This is a genomic window from Defluviicoccus vanus (assembly GCF_014672695.1).
Taxonomy (GTDB): domain Bacteria; phylum Pseudomonadota; class Alphaproteobacteria; order Rhodospirillales; family Defluviicoccaceae; genus Defluviicoccus; species Defluviicoccus vanus.
In genome coordinates this window covers 3,746,689-3,761,501 of record NZ_CP053923.1, presented here as the reverse complement: position 1 = coordinate 3,761,501, position 14,813 = coordinate 3,746,689, and the positions used below count along the sequence as shown (strand labels likewise).

The window sequence follows — 14,813 nt, the reverse complement described above, 5'->3', positions numbered from 1 at the left end:
AAAGCAGGCCATTTGGGCGAGAGCGGTGCAATCACGGCAAGGGGCCCGATCGGGCCCCTTGCCGTGCGTCGGCTTTGCCTCGGGGATCAGGGCTTGCTGGTTTTGCCGGTCTCGGGATCGACGGTCTCGGCGGTGGTCTGGTTTTGCTCCGCCCGATCGGCTGCGGTGGGGGACGACGACGTCCGGCGGATTGCTTCAACCGGTAGCTGTCGCCGTTCATGGTGAGGATATGGACGTGGTGGGTCAGGCGGTCGAGCAGCGCGCCGGTGAGCCGTTCCGATCCCAGCACCGAGGTCCAGTCCTCGAACGGCAGATTGGAGGTGACGAGGGTCGAGCCGCGCTCGTAGCGCTGGGAGAACACCTCGAACAGAAGTTCCGCCCCGGTCGGCGACAGCGGCAGGTAACCGAGTTCGTCGACGATGAGCAACATCACCGACTGGAGATCGCGTTGCAGCTTCAGCAAGCGGCGCTCGTCACGCGCCTCCATCAACTGGTGCACGAGGGCGGCTGCGGTGGTGAAGGCGACGGTGAACCCCTTCTGGCAGGCGGCAAGAGCGAGGGCGAGCCCGACATGGGTCTTGCCGGTGCCACTGTTGCCGAGCGCGATGACGTTCTCCCGGCGCAGGATGAACTCGCAGCGGGCCAGCTCGAGCACCAGCATCTTGTTGAGGCTGGGAATCGCGGTGAAGTCGAAGGTGTCGAGGCTTTTGACCGCCGGGAAGCGTGCTGCCTTGATCCGCCGCTCGACCATTCGGCGTTCTCGGTCGATCAGTGCGAGTTCCACCAGGCGCAGCAGATAGCGGGGATGATCGACGCCGTCGCGTGCGCATTCGCGGGCGATCTTGTCGTATTCCCGCAGAACGGTCGGCAGCTTCAACTGCTTGAGGTGATGCGCCAGCAGAACCTGCGGTGTGCCGCTTGTCGTTCCCGCCGGCATCGCATCAGCGCCCGCCTTGCCGGTCATGCCGTTGTCCCGGGAACGAGAACGGCGTAGTCAGCCGCCGCCGTCATCCTGACGTCCATTTTCGGCAGATGTGGATAGGCCGTCAGGTCGAGCCGGGCCGGCCGCCGCTCGACGCGCGCCAGAGCAATCTGCTTGACCGCATCAAAGCCGATGACGCCGAGCCGGATCGCTTCGCTGACCGCGCTCGCCACCATCTCCATCGGGATCGCCTCCATCAGCCGCAGCACCTGGATGAACTCCCGCCTGCCGCGGTTGCCCATGCGCGCCTCGAGGAGATGGCGCAGGTGCTGGAACGCCTCCGGCAGATCCCAGTCTTTCAGCGCCGCCGCCTGGTCGAGGGCATTCGGCTTCGTCTCGATCAGCGCCAGATAGTGCAGCGGCTCGAATACGAAGGTGCCCGTGCCATAGCAGCGACGATGCCGGGCGATCGCCTCGCCGGCACAAAGGATCACCACCTCGTCGACGAAGCCCTTCACCACAACATCCCGGAAGCCGTATGCCGTCGGTACCGAGTAGTCGTTGCCGCGGTAGCGGACCAGGGCGGTCGATGAGACACGGGCCGCCCGCTTCTCGCTCGGCTCCAATGGCACCGCCGGCAAATCCCGGAAGGCTTCGAGGTCGGCGACGAGACGCTCGCCGATGGTTTCGCCGTGGCGACCGGCGCGTTCGCCTCGTCGCTGCCGGCAGCGATCTTCCAGCATGGCATTGAGATCGTCGAAGCTTGCCGCCTGGGGGATCGGCGTCAGGAAGTTCGATCGAGCATACTTCACCAGCCCCTCGACCTTGCCCTTGTCGTTGCCCTTGCCGGGACGGCCGAAGCGATCCTGGAACAGGTAATGGCTCTGCAGTTCCGTAAAGGCCCGGGTGCGCTCCCGCCTGCCGTCGCCGCAGATCTTCGCCACCGCGAGCGTCGTGTTGTCGTAAAGCACCGACAACGGCACGCCGCCAAAGAAGGCGAATGCCGACACATGCCCGTCGAGGAAGGCTTCCGTCGTCTCCGCCGGATAGGCCTTCACGAAAGGAGTATCCGATTGCGGCAGGTCCATGCAGAAGAAGTGGATCTTCTGCCGGACGCCGCCGATCACGCCGATCGCCTCGCCAAAGTCGACCTGCGCATGACCGGACGGATGAGCCAGCGGCACGAAGGTCTCCCGCAATCTCCCCGAGCAACCNCGGACGTAGTCCCTCACCACCGTCAGACCGCCGGCATAACCGTGCTCGTCGCGCAGTCGCTCGAAGATCCGCTTGGCCGAATGCCGCTGCTTCGAAGGCGCCGTCCTGTCGGCCTCGAGGATGGCGTCGATCACCGGCAGCAGCACCCCGAGCTTCGGCTTCTTCACCGGCTTCGTTCGCGTGTAGCCGGGCGGCAACGAGAACCGGCACATCTTCGAAACCGTCTCACGGCTCAGCCCGAGCTTCGGCTTCTTCACCGGCTTCGTTCGCGTGTAGCCGGGCGGCAACGAGAACCGGCACATCTTCGAAACCGTCTCACGGCTCAGCCCGAGCTTCGGCTTCTTCACCGGCTTCGTTCGCGTGTAGCCGGGCGGCAACGAGAACCGGCACATCTTCGAAACCGTCTCACGGCTCAGCCCGAACACCCGGGCCGCCTCACGCCGGCTGTTGCCCTCGATGAAAACGAAATGCCGAACGGCGGCGTAGACTTCCACGGCAAACATCCCCGGCCGCCCCCCACAAAAAGAGACCGCCTAACCACTGGCCAGATTTTACTCCGGCGCGGCCGCACCAATCGCCGCCGCTACGTGGCCTAATTTGTCACCGCCATACACAGTCGAGCTCCGCCTGGGCAAAATAAGCCGACGCCTTGCGCAGAATTTCGTTCGCCTGCCTGAGCTCTCGAACTTCAAGCTCCAACGCCTTGATCCGCTCCCGCTCCTCGCTCGTCGGACCAGGACGCAGCGCCTGATCCCGCTCGGACTGGCGAACCCAGCCACGCAGGGTCTCCGGCGTGCAGCTGATCTTCGATGCAATCGACCCGATCGCGGCCCATTGCGAAGGGTGATCGGCTTGGTGGTCCAGTACCATCCGCACGGCCCGCGCACGCACTTCAGGTGAGTATCTCGCTGAGGTCTTCTTCGTTTCCATGGCTCCATTCTCTCAAGATCTGGAGCCTCCGGGAAACCCGGCGCGGTTCACTCCTACGGTTTCCGTACCGTCTTAATTGAGCCGCTGGGCGTAACCATTCGCGCCGCAACGACCCAAACGTTCATAAACTGTCCCGCCTGCGCGGCGCCATGAACAGTCGCTGACTGGGCAGCCTTCTGCGAGGGATGCAACACGGCGGTAGGCGTGAGCGCGGCCTCGGCGGGAAGCGTTGATACGAAGCCGACACTCGCGACAGCGAGGGCAATGACCGCAATCCGAAGGCGGGAGGCATTCTTCATCTTCGTGTTCTCCTGTAAAGCGACGGAACCATTTTTCCGTCCACCCACACAGAATTGCACGTTATGGTGAAAATACTCTAAATTTTACTACAACTTATGGACGCATTAGGTAAGTTCGCCCAAATCAGGGCGGCGCCCCATATGCGAAATCGTTCCGCATTGGTGAATTGGCCTTGTGAAAGATGCGCCAACCTACTACTACAGTTGCATTTTATCCTCTAATATGGTTCCGTTGCCTGCGGCTGTGGGAGGGCGACGGATGGGTGTGGCGGAATGGGCGGGCACGCTTGTTGATTGGAAGGCGGAGCTCGAGGGGTTGAGGCGGGTGATCGCGCCGGCGCTGGGGCGGGCGGAGACGCGCCGTTCGGCCGGGATGTTCATCGACGGGCTGTTCTCGGCGGCATCGCGCAAGACCGGCTGGATGCTGGCCGAACAGGCGGGCCTCGAGGCACCCTATCGCCTCCAGTCACTGCTCGGACGCAGTTCATGGTCGGCAGACCAGCTTCGCGATCTGGTGCGCGGGTACGTGACGAACGCGCTGGGTGATCCGGGCGGCGTGCTCGTTGTCGATGAGACCGGTTTCCTGAAGAAGGGCCGGCACTCGGTGGGTGTCGGCCGTCAGTACTCGGGCACCGCCGGCCGGATCGAGAACTGCCAGGTCGGCGTTTTCGTCGCCTACGCCAGCCGCTGGGGCCACGCGCTCATCGACCGGCAGCTGTACCTGCCGAAAGACTGGGCGGACGATGCGACGCGCCGCCGGACGGCCGCCGTGCCGGACGACGTCGAATTCAAGACCAAGCCGGCGATGGCGCGGGAGATGATCGAGCGGACGCTCGACGCCGGCCCGCCTTGCGCCTGGGTTCTCGCCGATGCGCTCTACGGCTCGGACAGTCAACTCCGGCACCTGCTCGAGGGCCGCGGCCAGCCTTATGTCCTTGCCGTACGCTCCAACCACACCCTTCGCTTCCTCGAGGACGGGACCCTCGTCCAGACCGACCCTGCCACCATGCTGGACACGCTGGCGGACGATGCGTGGTCGTCGCTGACCGCCGGCGAGGGGGCGAAGGGTCCAAGGCTCTACGACTGGGCAAGGCTGCCGCTCGGATGGTCGACGGATGACGGTTTCGAGCGCTGGCTGCTCATCCGCCGCAGCCGGCGTGATGCGCAAGCACTCGCCTATTACCTTGCCTATGCCCGGCAAGGCACGTCCCTGCCCGAGCTTGCCGCTGCCGCAGGCCTCCGCTGGACGATCGAGGAGTGCTTCCTGCGGGCGAAGGACGACCTCGGCCTCGATCACTGCGAGGCGCGCTCCTGGCACGGATGGCATCGCCACATGAGCCTGGTCCTCGCTGCCGCCGCCTTCCTCGCCAAATTGTCGGCCGACCAGCGCCGGATCGCCTTCGATAAACGGGACAAAACGAGTCCGGCCGCCGCGGCCGCATGACCGTCCCGCTCGCCACGCCGGAAATCCGCCACATGCTCGAAAGGATCCTGTTCCGGGCGAAAACCCATCCCGCCTTCGTCTGGGCCTGCTCACGATGGCGCCGCAGCCACCAAACGACAGCCGCCAGCAGTCACCGCAAGAAACGACTAGAAACGCAACTGTAGTACTAGGGTCTCCCTTCATCTGGCGCGGCCCCCTGGTGGGGCTCGCGAACGGGCGCCTCTTGAGCGCGCGCCGGATGAGGGGGCCGTCACCCGTCTGGGCCGCTCCGTCAGGAGCGGAGGCCTTGTGCCTTGACGGCCGCCGCAGCGCGCGCCCCCTGCGCGCCCGTGCGAGCCTCTCCGGGGCACGGCCGAACGGGAGAAGGATTGCGGCAGGGCCGATCAACCGCAGAAACCTCACGGCAGGTGAGCTTGTGCGGGAACTTCGCGGAGTGTGTGGCGACGGACCGACATCGGTAGCCAGTCAGCCTGGCGAGACTGGTAGGCCGTTCGCAGTCATCAACGAAGATCGCCACGAGCGGAATTGGCCGAGTGGTTCGGTCGCGTCTGCTTTACCCCTGAGATCGACACCGACCGACCCGTCCCTTTCGACACAAAAGCCAGATCAGGAACGTCGGCTAGGGATCGGTTGTTGCCAGAAATGGCCCTGCCATCCACCCGTAGGCCACGGTCTCATGATCATGCCGCATTCGCCGTTCGCGGATAGCAATTCCAGCCCAACTCACCGAAGTGGTTTGGCAGGGCCCCGTGGGGGTGCCTCCACCAATGGCGCCCCTTGAAGCAACTGCCCAAATTGTGTTATTGTTATATTTCTATAAAAGGAGCGCCCCATGGGCTGATTATTTCCAGCCGCATGAATAGGGGTTCGCCAAAGGGAGGAAACGTGCAAGATGTGCGCATCTGCAACAGCTACTGCTGGTTGCGTTCTTGAATGTGCGCGTCACGCTCGCTGCCGTGTAACCTTCGACCCTCAGGAATCCCCTCATTTTGAGTTTTGATACGGATCAATGGGTTGCTACGGATGAGCTTTGCGGCGGCGGTCGGTTATGCAGGGTGAGAGGAAGGTTTCGAGGGTTGGGGTGGGGAAGTGAACGGGGTAGCGCGTCCTGAGTTTCGTTTGACCGACGTTCGTCGGTTTCTTGATGGGGTTTTCGCGGGGCATGTTCACGCCAAACGGATCGCGTCGCTGGCCAACGGCACGCTGGGGGTGATGACCGGTGCGTCGCTGGCGGTTTCGATGATCGGCCATGCGTTGGCGCAGGCGCGGGGATTGCTGACCAAGCATGCGGTCAAACAGGTCGACAGGCTGCTGAGCAACGCCGGCGTCTCCGTCTGGGAGATGTTCGGGCAATGGGTTCCGGAGGCGGTTGGCGGCCGCAAGGAAATCGTCGTCGCCATGGACTGGACCGATTTCGACGCCGACGGGCAGGCGACGCTGGCGCTCAATCTGGTGACCGGGCACGGCCGGGCGACGCCGCTGTTGTGGCTGACGATGCTGAAGGCGGAACTGGCGGGCCAGCGCAACGCCATCGAGGATGCGTGTCTCGGCCGCCTTGCCGGGGTGTTGCCGGCGGGGACGACGGCGACGATCCTCGCCGACCGCGGCTTCGGCGACCGCAAACTGTTCGATTATCTGACGAAATTGGGCTTCGCCTATGTCATCCGGTTCCGCGGCGACATCCGCGTCGACGCCGCCGACGGAGAAAGCCGGGCGGCGGCCGAGTGGGTCGGCAAGGGCGGCCGGGCGCGCCATCTGCGCGGCGCCTCGGTCACTGCCGCCGCGCAACCGGTCGGCGCCGTCGTCTGTGTCCACGCCAAGGCGATGAAGGAGCCCTGGTGTTTGGCGACGAGCAAGGCAGACGCATCGGCCCGCGAAATCGTCAACCTCTACGCCAGACGCTGGACCATCGAGCCCAGCTTCCGCGACACCAAGGATCTGCGCTTCGGCATGGGGCTCGGCGCCGTGCGCATCGGCGATCCGCAGCGCCGCGACCGCCTGCTCCTGCTCAACGCCTTCGCCGTGCTGTTCCTCACCCTGCTCGGCGAGGCCGGCGAAGCGCTCGGCATGGACCGCCACCTCAAGGTCAACACCGCCAAACGCCGAACCCATTCCCTGTTCCGCCAGGGCTGCATGCTCTACGACCTCATCCCGGCCATGCCCGAACCCCGCCTCCGGCCGTTGATCGAAAGGTTCCTCGAAATGCTAAAAAACAAACCAATCACCGCCCAACTGACGAACATAGCTTAAATGAGGGGATTGATGAGGGACAGAAGCCATTATCGCTTCGTTGACCCAATGATGCGCCCATTCCTGCGAATAAAGGCTAAGACTTTGGAACCAGGCAAGCCGTAGCCCGAATGAACTCCGGGATCGCCCGTTTGCTGCGCTCGAAGCATTCGTTGGAACGGCAAGCGCGTAGCCCGGGTAATTTTGTAGATACCGTCTTCAGCATCAAGTGGCGATGTTGGGNNATTGAACGGTGTGTTGTGCTTGAGGACGCCAAAGGCGATGTGGACGAGCTTTCGCATCGCCGCGCCGAGGGCGCTCATCTTGGATTTGCCGGCAGCGAGGAGGCGCTGATACTGAGAGCGGACGAGCGGGTTGCAGCGTGTGGCGACCATCGCCGGCAGGAACAGCCTGGCCCGCCAGCGGGCATCGCCTGCCTTCGACAGTCGCGGCCGTTTGAGAACGCTCGATCCGGACTGGAATTCGACCGGCACGAGGCCAAGGAATGCCGCTGCCTGACGAGCAGAAGCGAAGCTTCGACCACAGAACAGGGTCAAAAACCACAACGACAGCTTACCGCCAATGCCGGGGATGCTTTCCAGCAGCACACGTTGCTCTTTCAGCTGCGGATGACTGTCGAGATGGTCGTCGACCTGTTGGCGCAGCCGGCCGATCTCCGCCGCCAGTGCGTCCAGCATCGTCTGCAGCGAGACGAGCACCGCGTCGGGGGCCGGCTCGGCGCGCGCCGTCTCCAGCCGGTTGAGTTCACGGGCGTGGTCCTGTTCGAGGGCGGCAAGCCGACCGAGCAGCGCCTTGAGCTGGCGGACGTCGGCCGGCGGCGGCGCCCAGGCGGGCGGCTGCAGGGCATCGCCGAACAGGGCGAGGATCAGGCCGTCGTGCCGGTCGGTCTTTGTCCGGACGCCCAGGCTCTCGGCGAAGCGCTTGACTTGCAAGGGGTTGACCACCGAGACACGACAGCCGGCGTCATGCAGGAAGGTGGCCGCCGCCTCGTGATAAACGCCGGTCGCCTCGATGATGATATGCACGTCCGCCGCCGCGGCACCGGTGACCCGCGTCATCCAGGCAAGCAACGCCGCATGTCCGTCGGCGGTGTTGGCGACGGATTTCGGCCGCGATTGCCGGCGGACGGCATCCCGAAGCCAGGCGCAGTGCAGCTTTTCCTTGCTGACGTCGACCCCGATCACCTGCATCCGAACCTCCGTCGTCGTTGCGGCGACCTCCCGACCGACTGACCTTGTGGATACGGACTTGCAGCATGGTGCTGCGTCCTCGATACCGTCCAGCCTCAAAGAGGTCGAAGGTGTGGACCGGGGGCACAATCTACGCATCGGACTCGCAGTCCAAGGGCAGGTCCATGCTCACCCGGTCCACCATGAGGCCAGCTACGCCTCATGCCCGGCAAGATACAAGGGCAGGTCTAAAGCGAAGCGTGACCTGCCGAATGAGTGAAGCGGCACATTCGCATTCGGCAGGTCACGCTTCGCTTTAGACCTGCCCTACCCCAGTCTCAATGCGGAGCACAGCGGACACCGGCTCCAGCGATCACGAACGGCCGCGAATGGGATTTAACCGACGTTGGGAGGATCGCTATCGAGGCTGTGCAGACATCCTTCGTCGCTGGTCCACTTTGAGCGAGCTTCATGCGGCATCGCTGCGTCAAACTGACCGTCACGATCGTTGAACAAGCACGTCAATGCCTGCTCAGGACGCACGTCCAGGGCCGGATCGTACGATGCCGACCAGGCGTGATCGGCGGCGAGCGGACACTGCGCACCGGCCTGGGCAGCTGAAGATGCCCAGAAAATCGGACATCAACACTCCGAGTTGCCATGCATAGGTTGTTTTCAAATCCTAGGCCAACAATATTATAAATCCATCTTTCGTAACAACACCCCAGGACCTGACGCCATATACTGGCCTTTCGATACAAATGACGACAAATGACGACAAATGACGACAGTTTTACCTCGATCGTGCTGCTGTTTCCTTTGTCATCAGGCAGTTATGGACAAATGACCCGCCTGTGAACCGCTCCCGAAACGGACGCGAACCGCATCGGAACCCGGCGCGGGGATCGAAGCAGCCGGCTCAGGCGCGATAGTGATCGGGAGAAGCCGCGGCACGCCTCAAGTGAACCAGTAGCGGGTGAAGTGGAAAAACACCGGGGCGGCGAAGCTGAGGGAGNTCGAGGCGGTCGAGGACGCCGCCGTGACCCTCGATCATCCGCCCCCAGTCNCTGGCGCCGAGGTCGCGCTTGATCGCCGACAGGGTGAAGCCGCCGAGGAAGCCGAAGACGACGATCAGCGTGCTCATCGCCGCCGCCTGCCCCGGGGTGAACGGGGTGATGACGAAGAGCCCGGTGCCGATGGCGATCGCCGTCAGGCCGCCGCCGGCCAGCCCCTCCACCGTCTTCGACGGGCTGACGCTGGGCGCGAGCCGGGTGCGGCCGAACAGCTTGCCGAAGACGTACTGGAAGACGTCGCTCATCTGCACGACGATCATCAGATAGAGCAGCAGCATCGCCGGCGGCAGCCGATAGCCCTCGATCTGCAGCATCAACAGCGCCGGTGCATGGCTGATGGTGTAGACCGCCAGCATCAGCGCCCATTGCACCTTGGCACAGCGGGAGAGGAAGTCGCCGGTATCGCCGGCGACCGCCGCCAGCGACGGCAGGACGAGGAAGGCGTAGACCGGGATCAGAATGGCAAACAGGCCATACCAGCCGATGCCGATCAGCACATACTGCAGCGGCAGAAAGAGAAAGAAGCAGAGAAACAGCGAGCGGTGATCGCCGATGCGGGTCGGTGTCAGCGACAGGAATTCGCGCAGCGCCATGAAAGACAACAGGCCGAACAGCACCAGGGTGACCACCGGCCCGAGGACCAGCGCCGCGGCGAACAGCGCGATCATCAGCCACCACGAGCGCACCCGTGCATTGAGATTACGCACCACCGCGCGCTGGCCGTCGGTCAACGTCCGGCGTGAGAGCAGCCAGCCGGCGATGCTGAACACCGCGAGCAGGCCGAGCACCGCCGCCACCAGCCAGAAGAACCACGGTTCGCGCATCATCGCTATCGTTCCTCCGTCNAGCGACGGCGCCGGCGCCGCCGCTTCAACCTGCTCACCCGTCGCCAACGCCGCCAACGCCGCCCGCGCCCGGCCGAGAAACACCGCCTTGGTCTCGTCCGGCTGCAGCGGGCACGGTGCGCCAAAGCGCAGGGTGCAGATCAGCGGCACGATCAGCGGCGAGCCCTTGGGCAGGATGCGGTACGAGTTTTCCAGATAGACCGGCACCGGCTCGGCGGCGGGGAATCGCCGCACGAGATGGAACAGGCCGCTGCGAAACGTTGCGATCTCGCCCGCGCCGCGNGTGCCCTCGGGAAACAACAGCAGCGACTCGCCGCGAGCCAGCACGTCGGCCAGCGGCGCGAGCGGATCGCCGCTCGGCCGTGGCGAGCGGTCGACGAGAACTGCCCCCAGGCACTCGACGGCAAGAAAGCGCCGCCAGCGCGAACGCCCCCAGTAGTCGAGCGCCGCCACCGGATGGGTGCGCCGCCGCAACTCCGCCGGCAAGGCGGCAAAGATCACCAGCGTGTCCAGGTGGCTGGCATGATTGGCGAAGTAGATCCGCTGGCGCGCCTCCGGGGCGCAGCCCTGCCAGCGGGCGTAGGCGCCGACGAGCAGCCGCACCAAGCCGATTAGCAGGGCGCGAACGGCCGCGGTCATCGTGCCGTCAACTGGCGGGCGATCGCCGCCGTCCGCGTCATACAAGTAGCGAGGCTACCGGCGACAATGGCAATGCCGACGACCAACAGGCAGTACCGCGTGTCGCCAAACCAAGTCTCGATCGCCTGGGCGACCAGGCCGGCGGTCAGCACCGCCATGCGCCGCTGCTTCGCCATCACCCCCGCGAAGCTCTGCGCCAAGCCCAGCGAGCCGCCAAGAACGCGGATGTAGGCGGTTAGCGCCGCCAGCAAGGCAGCGGCCCAACCGAGCCATGGCGCCCCGGCAGCATAGCCCACGGGAACCAGCAGCAGGCTGTCGGCGATGCGGTCGGGCAGTTCGTTGAAGAGTGGCCCGGTTGCCGTTGCCTTGCCGCCTTCAACCGCCACCATGCCGTCGAGAAGGTTGCAGAGCAGCCGCAGCTGGACGCAGAGTGCCGCCAGCAGCCAGGCGAGCCAACTGCCGCCGCACGCGATCAGCGCTCCGCCCACCGCCGCCACCGCCAGCGAGGCGACAGAGATCTGGTTAGGCGTGATCGGCGATGCTGCCAGACGGCTGGCCAGCCAGCGCGCCCAACCGGTCGAGCGACTGGCGAGCGGCCGCCGGGCGCCGGTGTCATTGATGTCGAGTGGCACCGCTTCTCCCCTGCTCAACGATCACGATCGGGCATCTTCTTCGGGCATGCCATGCTGATCATCGCCATCGGCAGCGGCTTAGGCAATTGCCAACCTTGCGCTTTGCCGGTCGAATCCCCGTCCCTGCCCATTGACGCCGGCCTGCGAATGCATAACATTTAAAAAATCGTCCGAAGGGGGCCCCAAGGGGCTGAGATCGGCGTCACGCCGACAACCCTTTGAACCTGATCCGGCTTGCACCGGCGGAGGGATGCGGACAGGGCCAGACGCAGTGGTCCTTTTCCAGGGAATCAGCCTTCACGCCGGACGTCCGCGTCGACCAGTTCGTCAGTGGCCTGCACGATGGCCGCTCGCCCACGGAGGAAGACCCATTGACCGTCCACCAACCGCTCGACCGTTTCACCGTCACCACCGGTTCCATCCCCGGTTCCCGCAAGGTCTATGTCGAGGGGGATCGGAACCCGGACCTGCGGGTGCCGATGCGCGCGGTGGATCTCCATCCCTCCGCCGGCGAGCCGCCGGTGATGCTCTACGATCCCTCCGGCCCCTACACCGACCCGAATGCCTCGATCGACATCTTCTCCGGCCTCGAGCGGCCGCGCGACGCCTGGGTGCGCGCCCGTGGTGACGTCGAAACCTATGCCGGTCGGCCGGTCCAGGCGGTGGATAACGGCAACGTCAGCGATGAGCGGCTGGTGCCACCGTTCCCGGAACAGCGCCAGCCACTGCGGGCGAAGAACGGCGCCGCAGTCACCCAGCTCGCCTATGCCCGGCGCGGCATCATCACCCCAGAGATGGAATACATCGCCATCCGCGAGATGATGCGCCGCGACGCATTGAAGGCGGTCAGCCGCGACGGCGAGGACTTCGGCGCCGAGATCCCCGACGTGGTAACGCCCGAGTTCGTCCGCGACGAGGTCGCGCGCGGCCGCGCCATTATTCCGGCGAACATCAACCACGGCGAACTCGAGCCGATGATCATCGGCCGCAATTTCCTGGTGAAGATCAACGCCAACATCGGCAACTCGGCGGTGACCTCCTCGGTCGCCGAAGAGGTTGAAAAGATGGTCTGGTCGATCCGCTGGGGCGGCGATACGGTCATGGACCTGTCGACCGGGCGTAACATCCACAACATCCGCGACTGGATCATCCGCAACAGTCCGGTGCCGATCGGCACCGTGCCGATCTATCAGGCGCTGGAGAAGGTGGACGGTATTGCCGAGGAACTCACCTGGGAGGTCTATCGCGACACGCTGATCGAGCAGTGCGAACAGGGCGTCGATTACTTCACCGTCCACGCCGGCGTGCGCCTTGCCTACATCCCGCTGACTGCCCGGCGGACGACCGGCATCGTCTCGCGCGGCGGCTCGATCCTCGCCAAGTGGTGCCTCGCCCACCACAAGGAGAACTTCCTTTACACCCACTTCGAGGAAATCTGCGAGATCCTCCGTGCCTACGACGTCAGCTTCTCGCTCGGCGACGGCCTGCGCCCGGGCTCGCTCGCCGATGCCAACGACGCCGCCCAGTTCGCGGAACTGGAAACCTTGGGCGAGTTGACCCAGATCGCCTGGAAGCACGACGTGCAGGTGATGATCGAGGGTCCCGGCCACGTGCCGATGCACAAGATCAAGGTGAACGTCGAAAAGCAGCTCGCGGTGTGCGGCGAAGCGCCGTTCTACACCCTCGGCCCGCTGACCACCGACGTTGCCCCCGGCTACGACCACATCACCAGCGCCATTGGCGCGGCGATGATCGGCTGGTTCGGCACCGCCATGCTCTGTTACGTCACGCCGAAGGAGCACCTTGGCCTGCCCGACCGCGAGGATGTCAAGCAAGGCGTGATCGCCTACAAGATCGCCGCCCACGCCGCCGACATCGCCAAGGGCCATCCGGGTGCCCGCGCTTGGGACGATGCGCTATCGCGGGCGCGGTTCGAATTCCGCTGGGAGGACCAGTTCAACCTGGCGATGGACCCGGAGACCGCACGCGCCTTCCACGACGAGACGCTGCCGAAGGAGGCGCACAAGACCGCACACTTCTGTTCCATGTGCGGACCGAAGTTCTGCTCGATGCGCATCAGCCAGGACATCCGCGACGCGGCGCAGAGCGCCGAAGCGGAAGCCGGCATGCAGGAGATGAGTGAGAAATTCCGCGAACTCGGCAGCGAAGTCTACATCGAACGCGGGCAAGCGGCCGAGTGACCAAGCGGCGGACAAGGCGCAGCGCCAACGGCCGAGAGCATTCTACGCCCTCGGCCGTTGGTGTCAGCTGCAAACCCGCCTCAGGGTCGAACGCACCCTCGACCGATCGTCGGCAATTAGGGCAATCCTTGCCAGGACTTGCCCATCATGGAGAGGAAGCGAAAACAGATCTCACGGCTCCAGTCGCCTTGCAGACCAAGAGATGAAGCCAGGTAACGCTTGGTCTTTTCTCTGTCCGTTGAGGTGAGCCCAAATTTCTGCGTCTCGATGTCCTTGAAAATGCGCGGTATGCCGCGGTCCTTTTCGGCCGGCAAATGCCACACCGGCAGGGCCTCCTCGCCCTTTCGGTAGTTGCGATAACGCGTGCCAGTCCAAAATCGCTTCACAAAGCGACCCTTGGCATCATAGATCCGCGGTGCATCGCGCCAGAACAGGTAACTGATCAGGTGCTCCTCGGTGTTAAACTTGGCTTTGCCTGCGGCAAACCGCGCCAGATTGGCTTCCCAGACCTCCGGCAGAGCGGAGGTCAGCTGTTGGAGACCGGTGGCGTTGAAGGCATACAGTTCGCCGCCATACTGCTTGACGCCCGATGTATCGGCCCGACCGGAAAACTCCCGGCAGAGCGCACAGAGATCATCGTGCAAAAGACCGCTATTCCGCCAATCCCGCCGATAGGGAAGTTCGTAAGCAATGATATCGGACGTACGCAGGGTCGCCTGCATTGCGTTGATGTCCCCGGTCATCACGCAATCGGGATCCAGAAACAGATAGTCACAATTCTTCGCGCGGTTGGCCGCACACCAGTTCATTGCGTCGAGAAGATAAAACGCGCCATTAAACGCGTGATAGAAGTTTTTCGGCGGGCGGTACTGAAACGGGGTATCGACGATATTGGCATCGACCGCCGCAAGAATGGGTGCGGCTTCTTTGGTGGGTGGATCGGTCGAAAATACGATAAGCTCGGCACCCGCCGGAGCGAACATGCGTGCCGTCGCCATCATCACCGCGATGTTTTGCCAATATACGTTCCGCCTACTCATGGTTTTCAGGTTGGGCGCCTGGCTATCATCAAGCGTAAACGCCGCTCCAATCACCAGCGAAGGGGCAGACGATGTTGAGTCCAATGGATTGTCGGCTGGAGAATTACTCGGCATGGTATTCTACAGTCAAATATGGGGATTTATTGGGAATTTA

General features: G+C 64.1%; 10 protein-coding genes, 1 pseudogene and 1 riboswitch. Of the genes and pseudogenes, 4 read left to right on the top strand and 7 right to left on the bottom strand.

Going from position 1 to position 14,813, the window contains the following annotated elements; genetic code table 11:
* Window positions 1–31: 31 nt before the first annotated feature.
* The 3 genes and pseudogenes from istB to HQ394_RS17120 all read right to left on the bottom strand — a co-directional run.
* Window positions 32–964, bottom strand: coding sequence for an IS21-like element helper ATPase IstB (gene istB / locus HQ394_RS17135; protein ID WP_317628952.1), 933 nt, complete (start codon window positions 962–964; stop codon window positions 32–34).
* On the bottom strand, window positions 961–2,439 hold the full coding sequence (istA, locus tag HQ394_RS17130; protein WP_407644756.1) for an IS21 family transposase: 1,479 nt from the start codon (window positions 2,437–2,439) through the stop codon (window positions 961–963). The genes istB and istA overlap by 4 nt, the downstream gene beginning before the upstream one ends.
* A 314-nt stretch (window positions 2,440–2,753) precedes the next feature.
* A pseudogene (locus tag HQ394_RS17120) lies at window positions 2,754–3,067 on the bottom strand (transposase); the annotation flags it as partial.
* 558 nt (window positions 3,068–3,625) lie between these two features.
* Here HQ394_RS17120 and HQ394_RS17115 point away from each other — a divergent pair.
* The 3 genes from HQ394_RS17115 to HQ394_RS17105 all read left to right on the top strand — a co-directional run bounded on the left by HQ394_RS17115 (window position 3,626) and on the right by HQ394_RS17105 (window position 7,060).
* On the top strand, window positions 3,626–4,810 hold the full coding sequence (locus tag HQ394_RS17115; protein WP_190260091.1) for an IS701 family transposase: 1,185 nt from the start codon (window positions 3,626–3,628) through the stop codon (window positions 4,808–4,810).
* Window positions 4,807–4,974, top strand: coding sequence for a hypothetical protein (locus HQ394_RS17110; RefSeq protein ID WP_190260090.1), 168 nt, complete (start codon window positions 4,807–4,809; stop codon window positions 4,972–4,974). Before HQ394_RS17115 ends, HQ394_RS17110 begins: the two co-directional genes overlap by 4 nt.
* A gap of 955 nt (window positions 4,975–5,929) precedes the next feature.
* Window positions 5,930–7,060: an IS4 family transposase gene (locus HQ394_RS17105; protein ID WP_190260604.1), complete on the top strand. Its 1,131-nt coding sequence runs from the start codon at window positions 5,930–5,932 to the stop codon at window positions 7,058–7,060.
* A gap of 29 nt (window positions 7,061–7,089) precedes the next feature.
* Here HQ394_RS17105 and HQ394_RS17100 read toward each other — a convergent pair whose 3' ends face one another.
* The 3 genes from HQ394_RS17100 to HQ394_RS17085 all read right to left on the bottom strand — a co-directional run bounded on the left by HQ394_RS17100 (window position 7,090) and on the right by HQ394_RS17085 (window position 11,436).
* A complete protein-coding gene (locus HQ394_RS17100) occupies window positions 7,090–8,250 on the bottom strand; it encodes an IS110 family RNA-guided transposase (protein ID WP_223291682.1) in 1,161 nt (386 codons plus the stop codon).
* Window positions 8,251–9,148: 898 nt separating this feature from the next.
* Entirely contained in the window at window positions 9,149–10,786 is a 1,638-nt protein-coding gene (locus HQ394_RS20235; RefSeq protein ID WP_223291681.1) for a phosphatidate cytidylyltransferase, read from the bottom strand.
* Window positions 10,783–11,436: a CDP-alcohol phosphatidyltransferase family protein gene (locus tag HQ394_RS17085; RefSeq protein WP_223291680.1), complete on the bottom strand. Its 654-nt coding sequence runs from the start codon at window positions 11,434–11,436 to the stop codon at window positions 10,783–10,785. Before HQ394_RS17085 ends, HQ394_RS20235 begins: the two co-directional genes overlap by 4 nt.
* 146 nt (window positions 11,437–11,582) lie before the next feature.
* Window positions 11,583–11,687: riboswitch (TPP riboswitch) on the top strand.
* 102 nt (window positions 11,688–11,789) lie between these two features.
* Here HQ394_RS17085 and thiC point away from each other — a divergent pair.
* On the top strand, window positions 11,790–13,619 hold the full coding sequence (gene thiC / locus HQ394_RS17080) for a phosphomethylpyrimidine synthase ThiC (protein ID WP_190261221.1): 1,830 nt from the start codon (window positions 11,790–11,792) through the stop codon (window positions 13,617–13,619).
* A 116-nt stretch (window positions 13,620–13,735) separates the two neighbouring features.
* On the opposite strand, the gene HQ394_RS17075 is transcribed toward thiC, so the two are convergent.
* A complete protein-coding gene (locus HQ394_RS17075; protein WP_190261220.1) occupies window positions 13,736–14,773 on the bottom strand; it encodes a hypothetical protein in 1,038 nt (345 codons plus the stop codon).
* Between the last annotated feature and the right edge of the window lie 40 nt (window positions 14,774–14,813).

Excerpts from the sequence above, each read along its gene's own strand:
- istB (WP_317628952.1), bottom strand. The coding sequence starts at position 964 with ATGACCGGCAAGGCGGGCGCTGATGCGATGCCGGCGGGAACGACAAGC.
- HQ394_RS17115 (WP_190260091.1), top strand. The coding sequence starts at position 3,626 with ATGGGTGTGGCGGAATGGGCGGGCACGCTTGTTGATTGGAAGGCGGAG.
- HQ394_RS17110 (WP_190260090.1), top strand. The coding sequence starts at position 4,807 with ATGACCGTCCCGCTCGCCACGCCGGAAATCCGCCACATGCTCGAAAGG.
- HQ394_RS17075 (WP_190261220.1), bottom strand. The coding sequence starts at position 14,773 with ATGCCGAGTAATTCTCCAGCCGACAATCCATTGGACTCAACATCGTCT.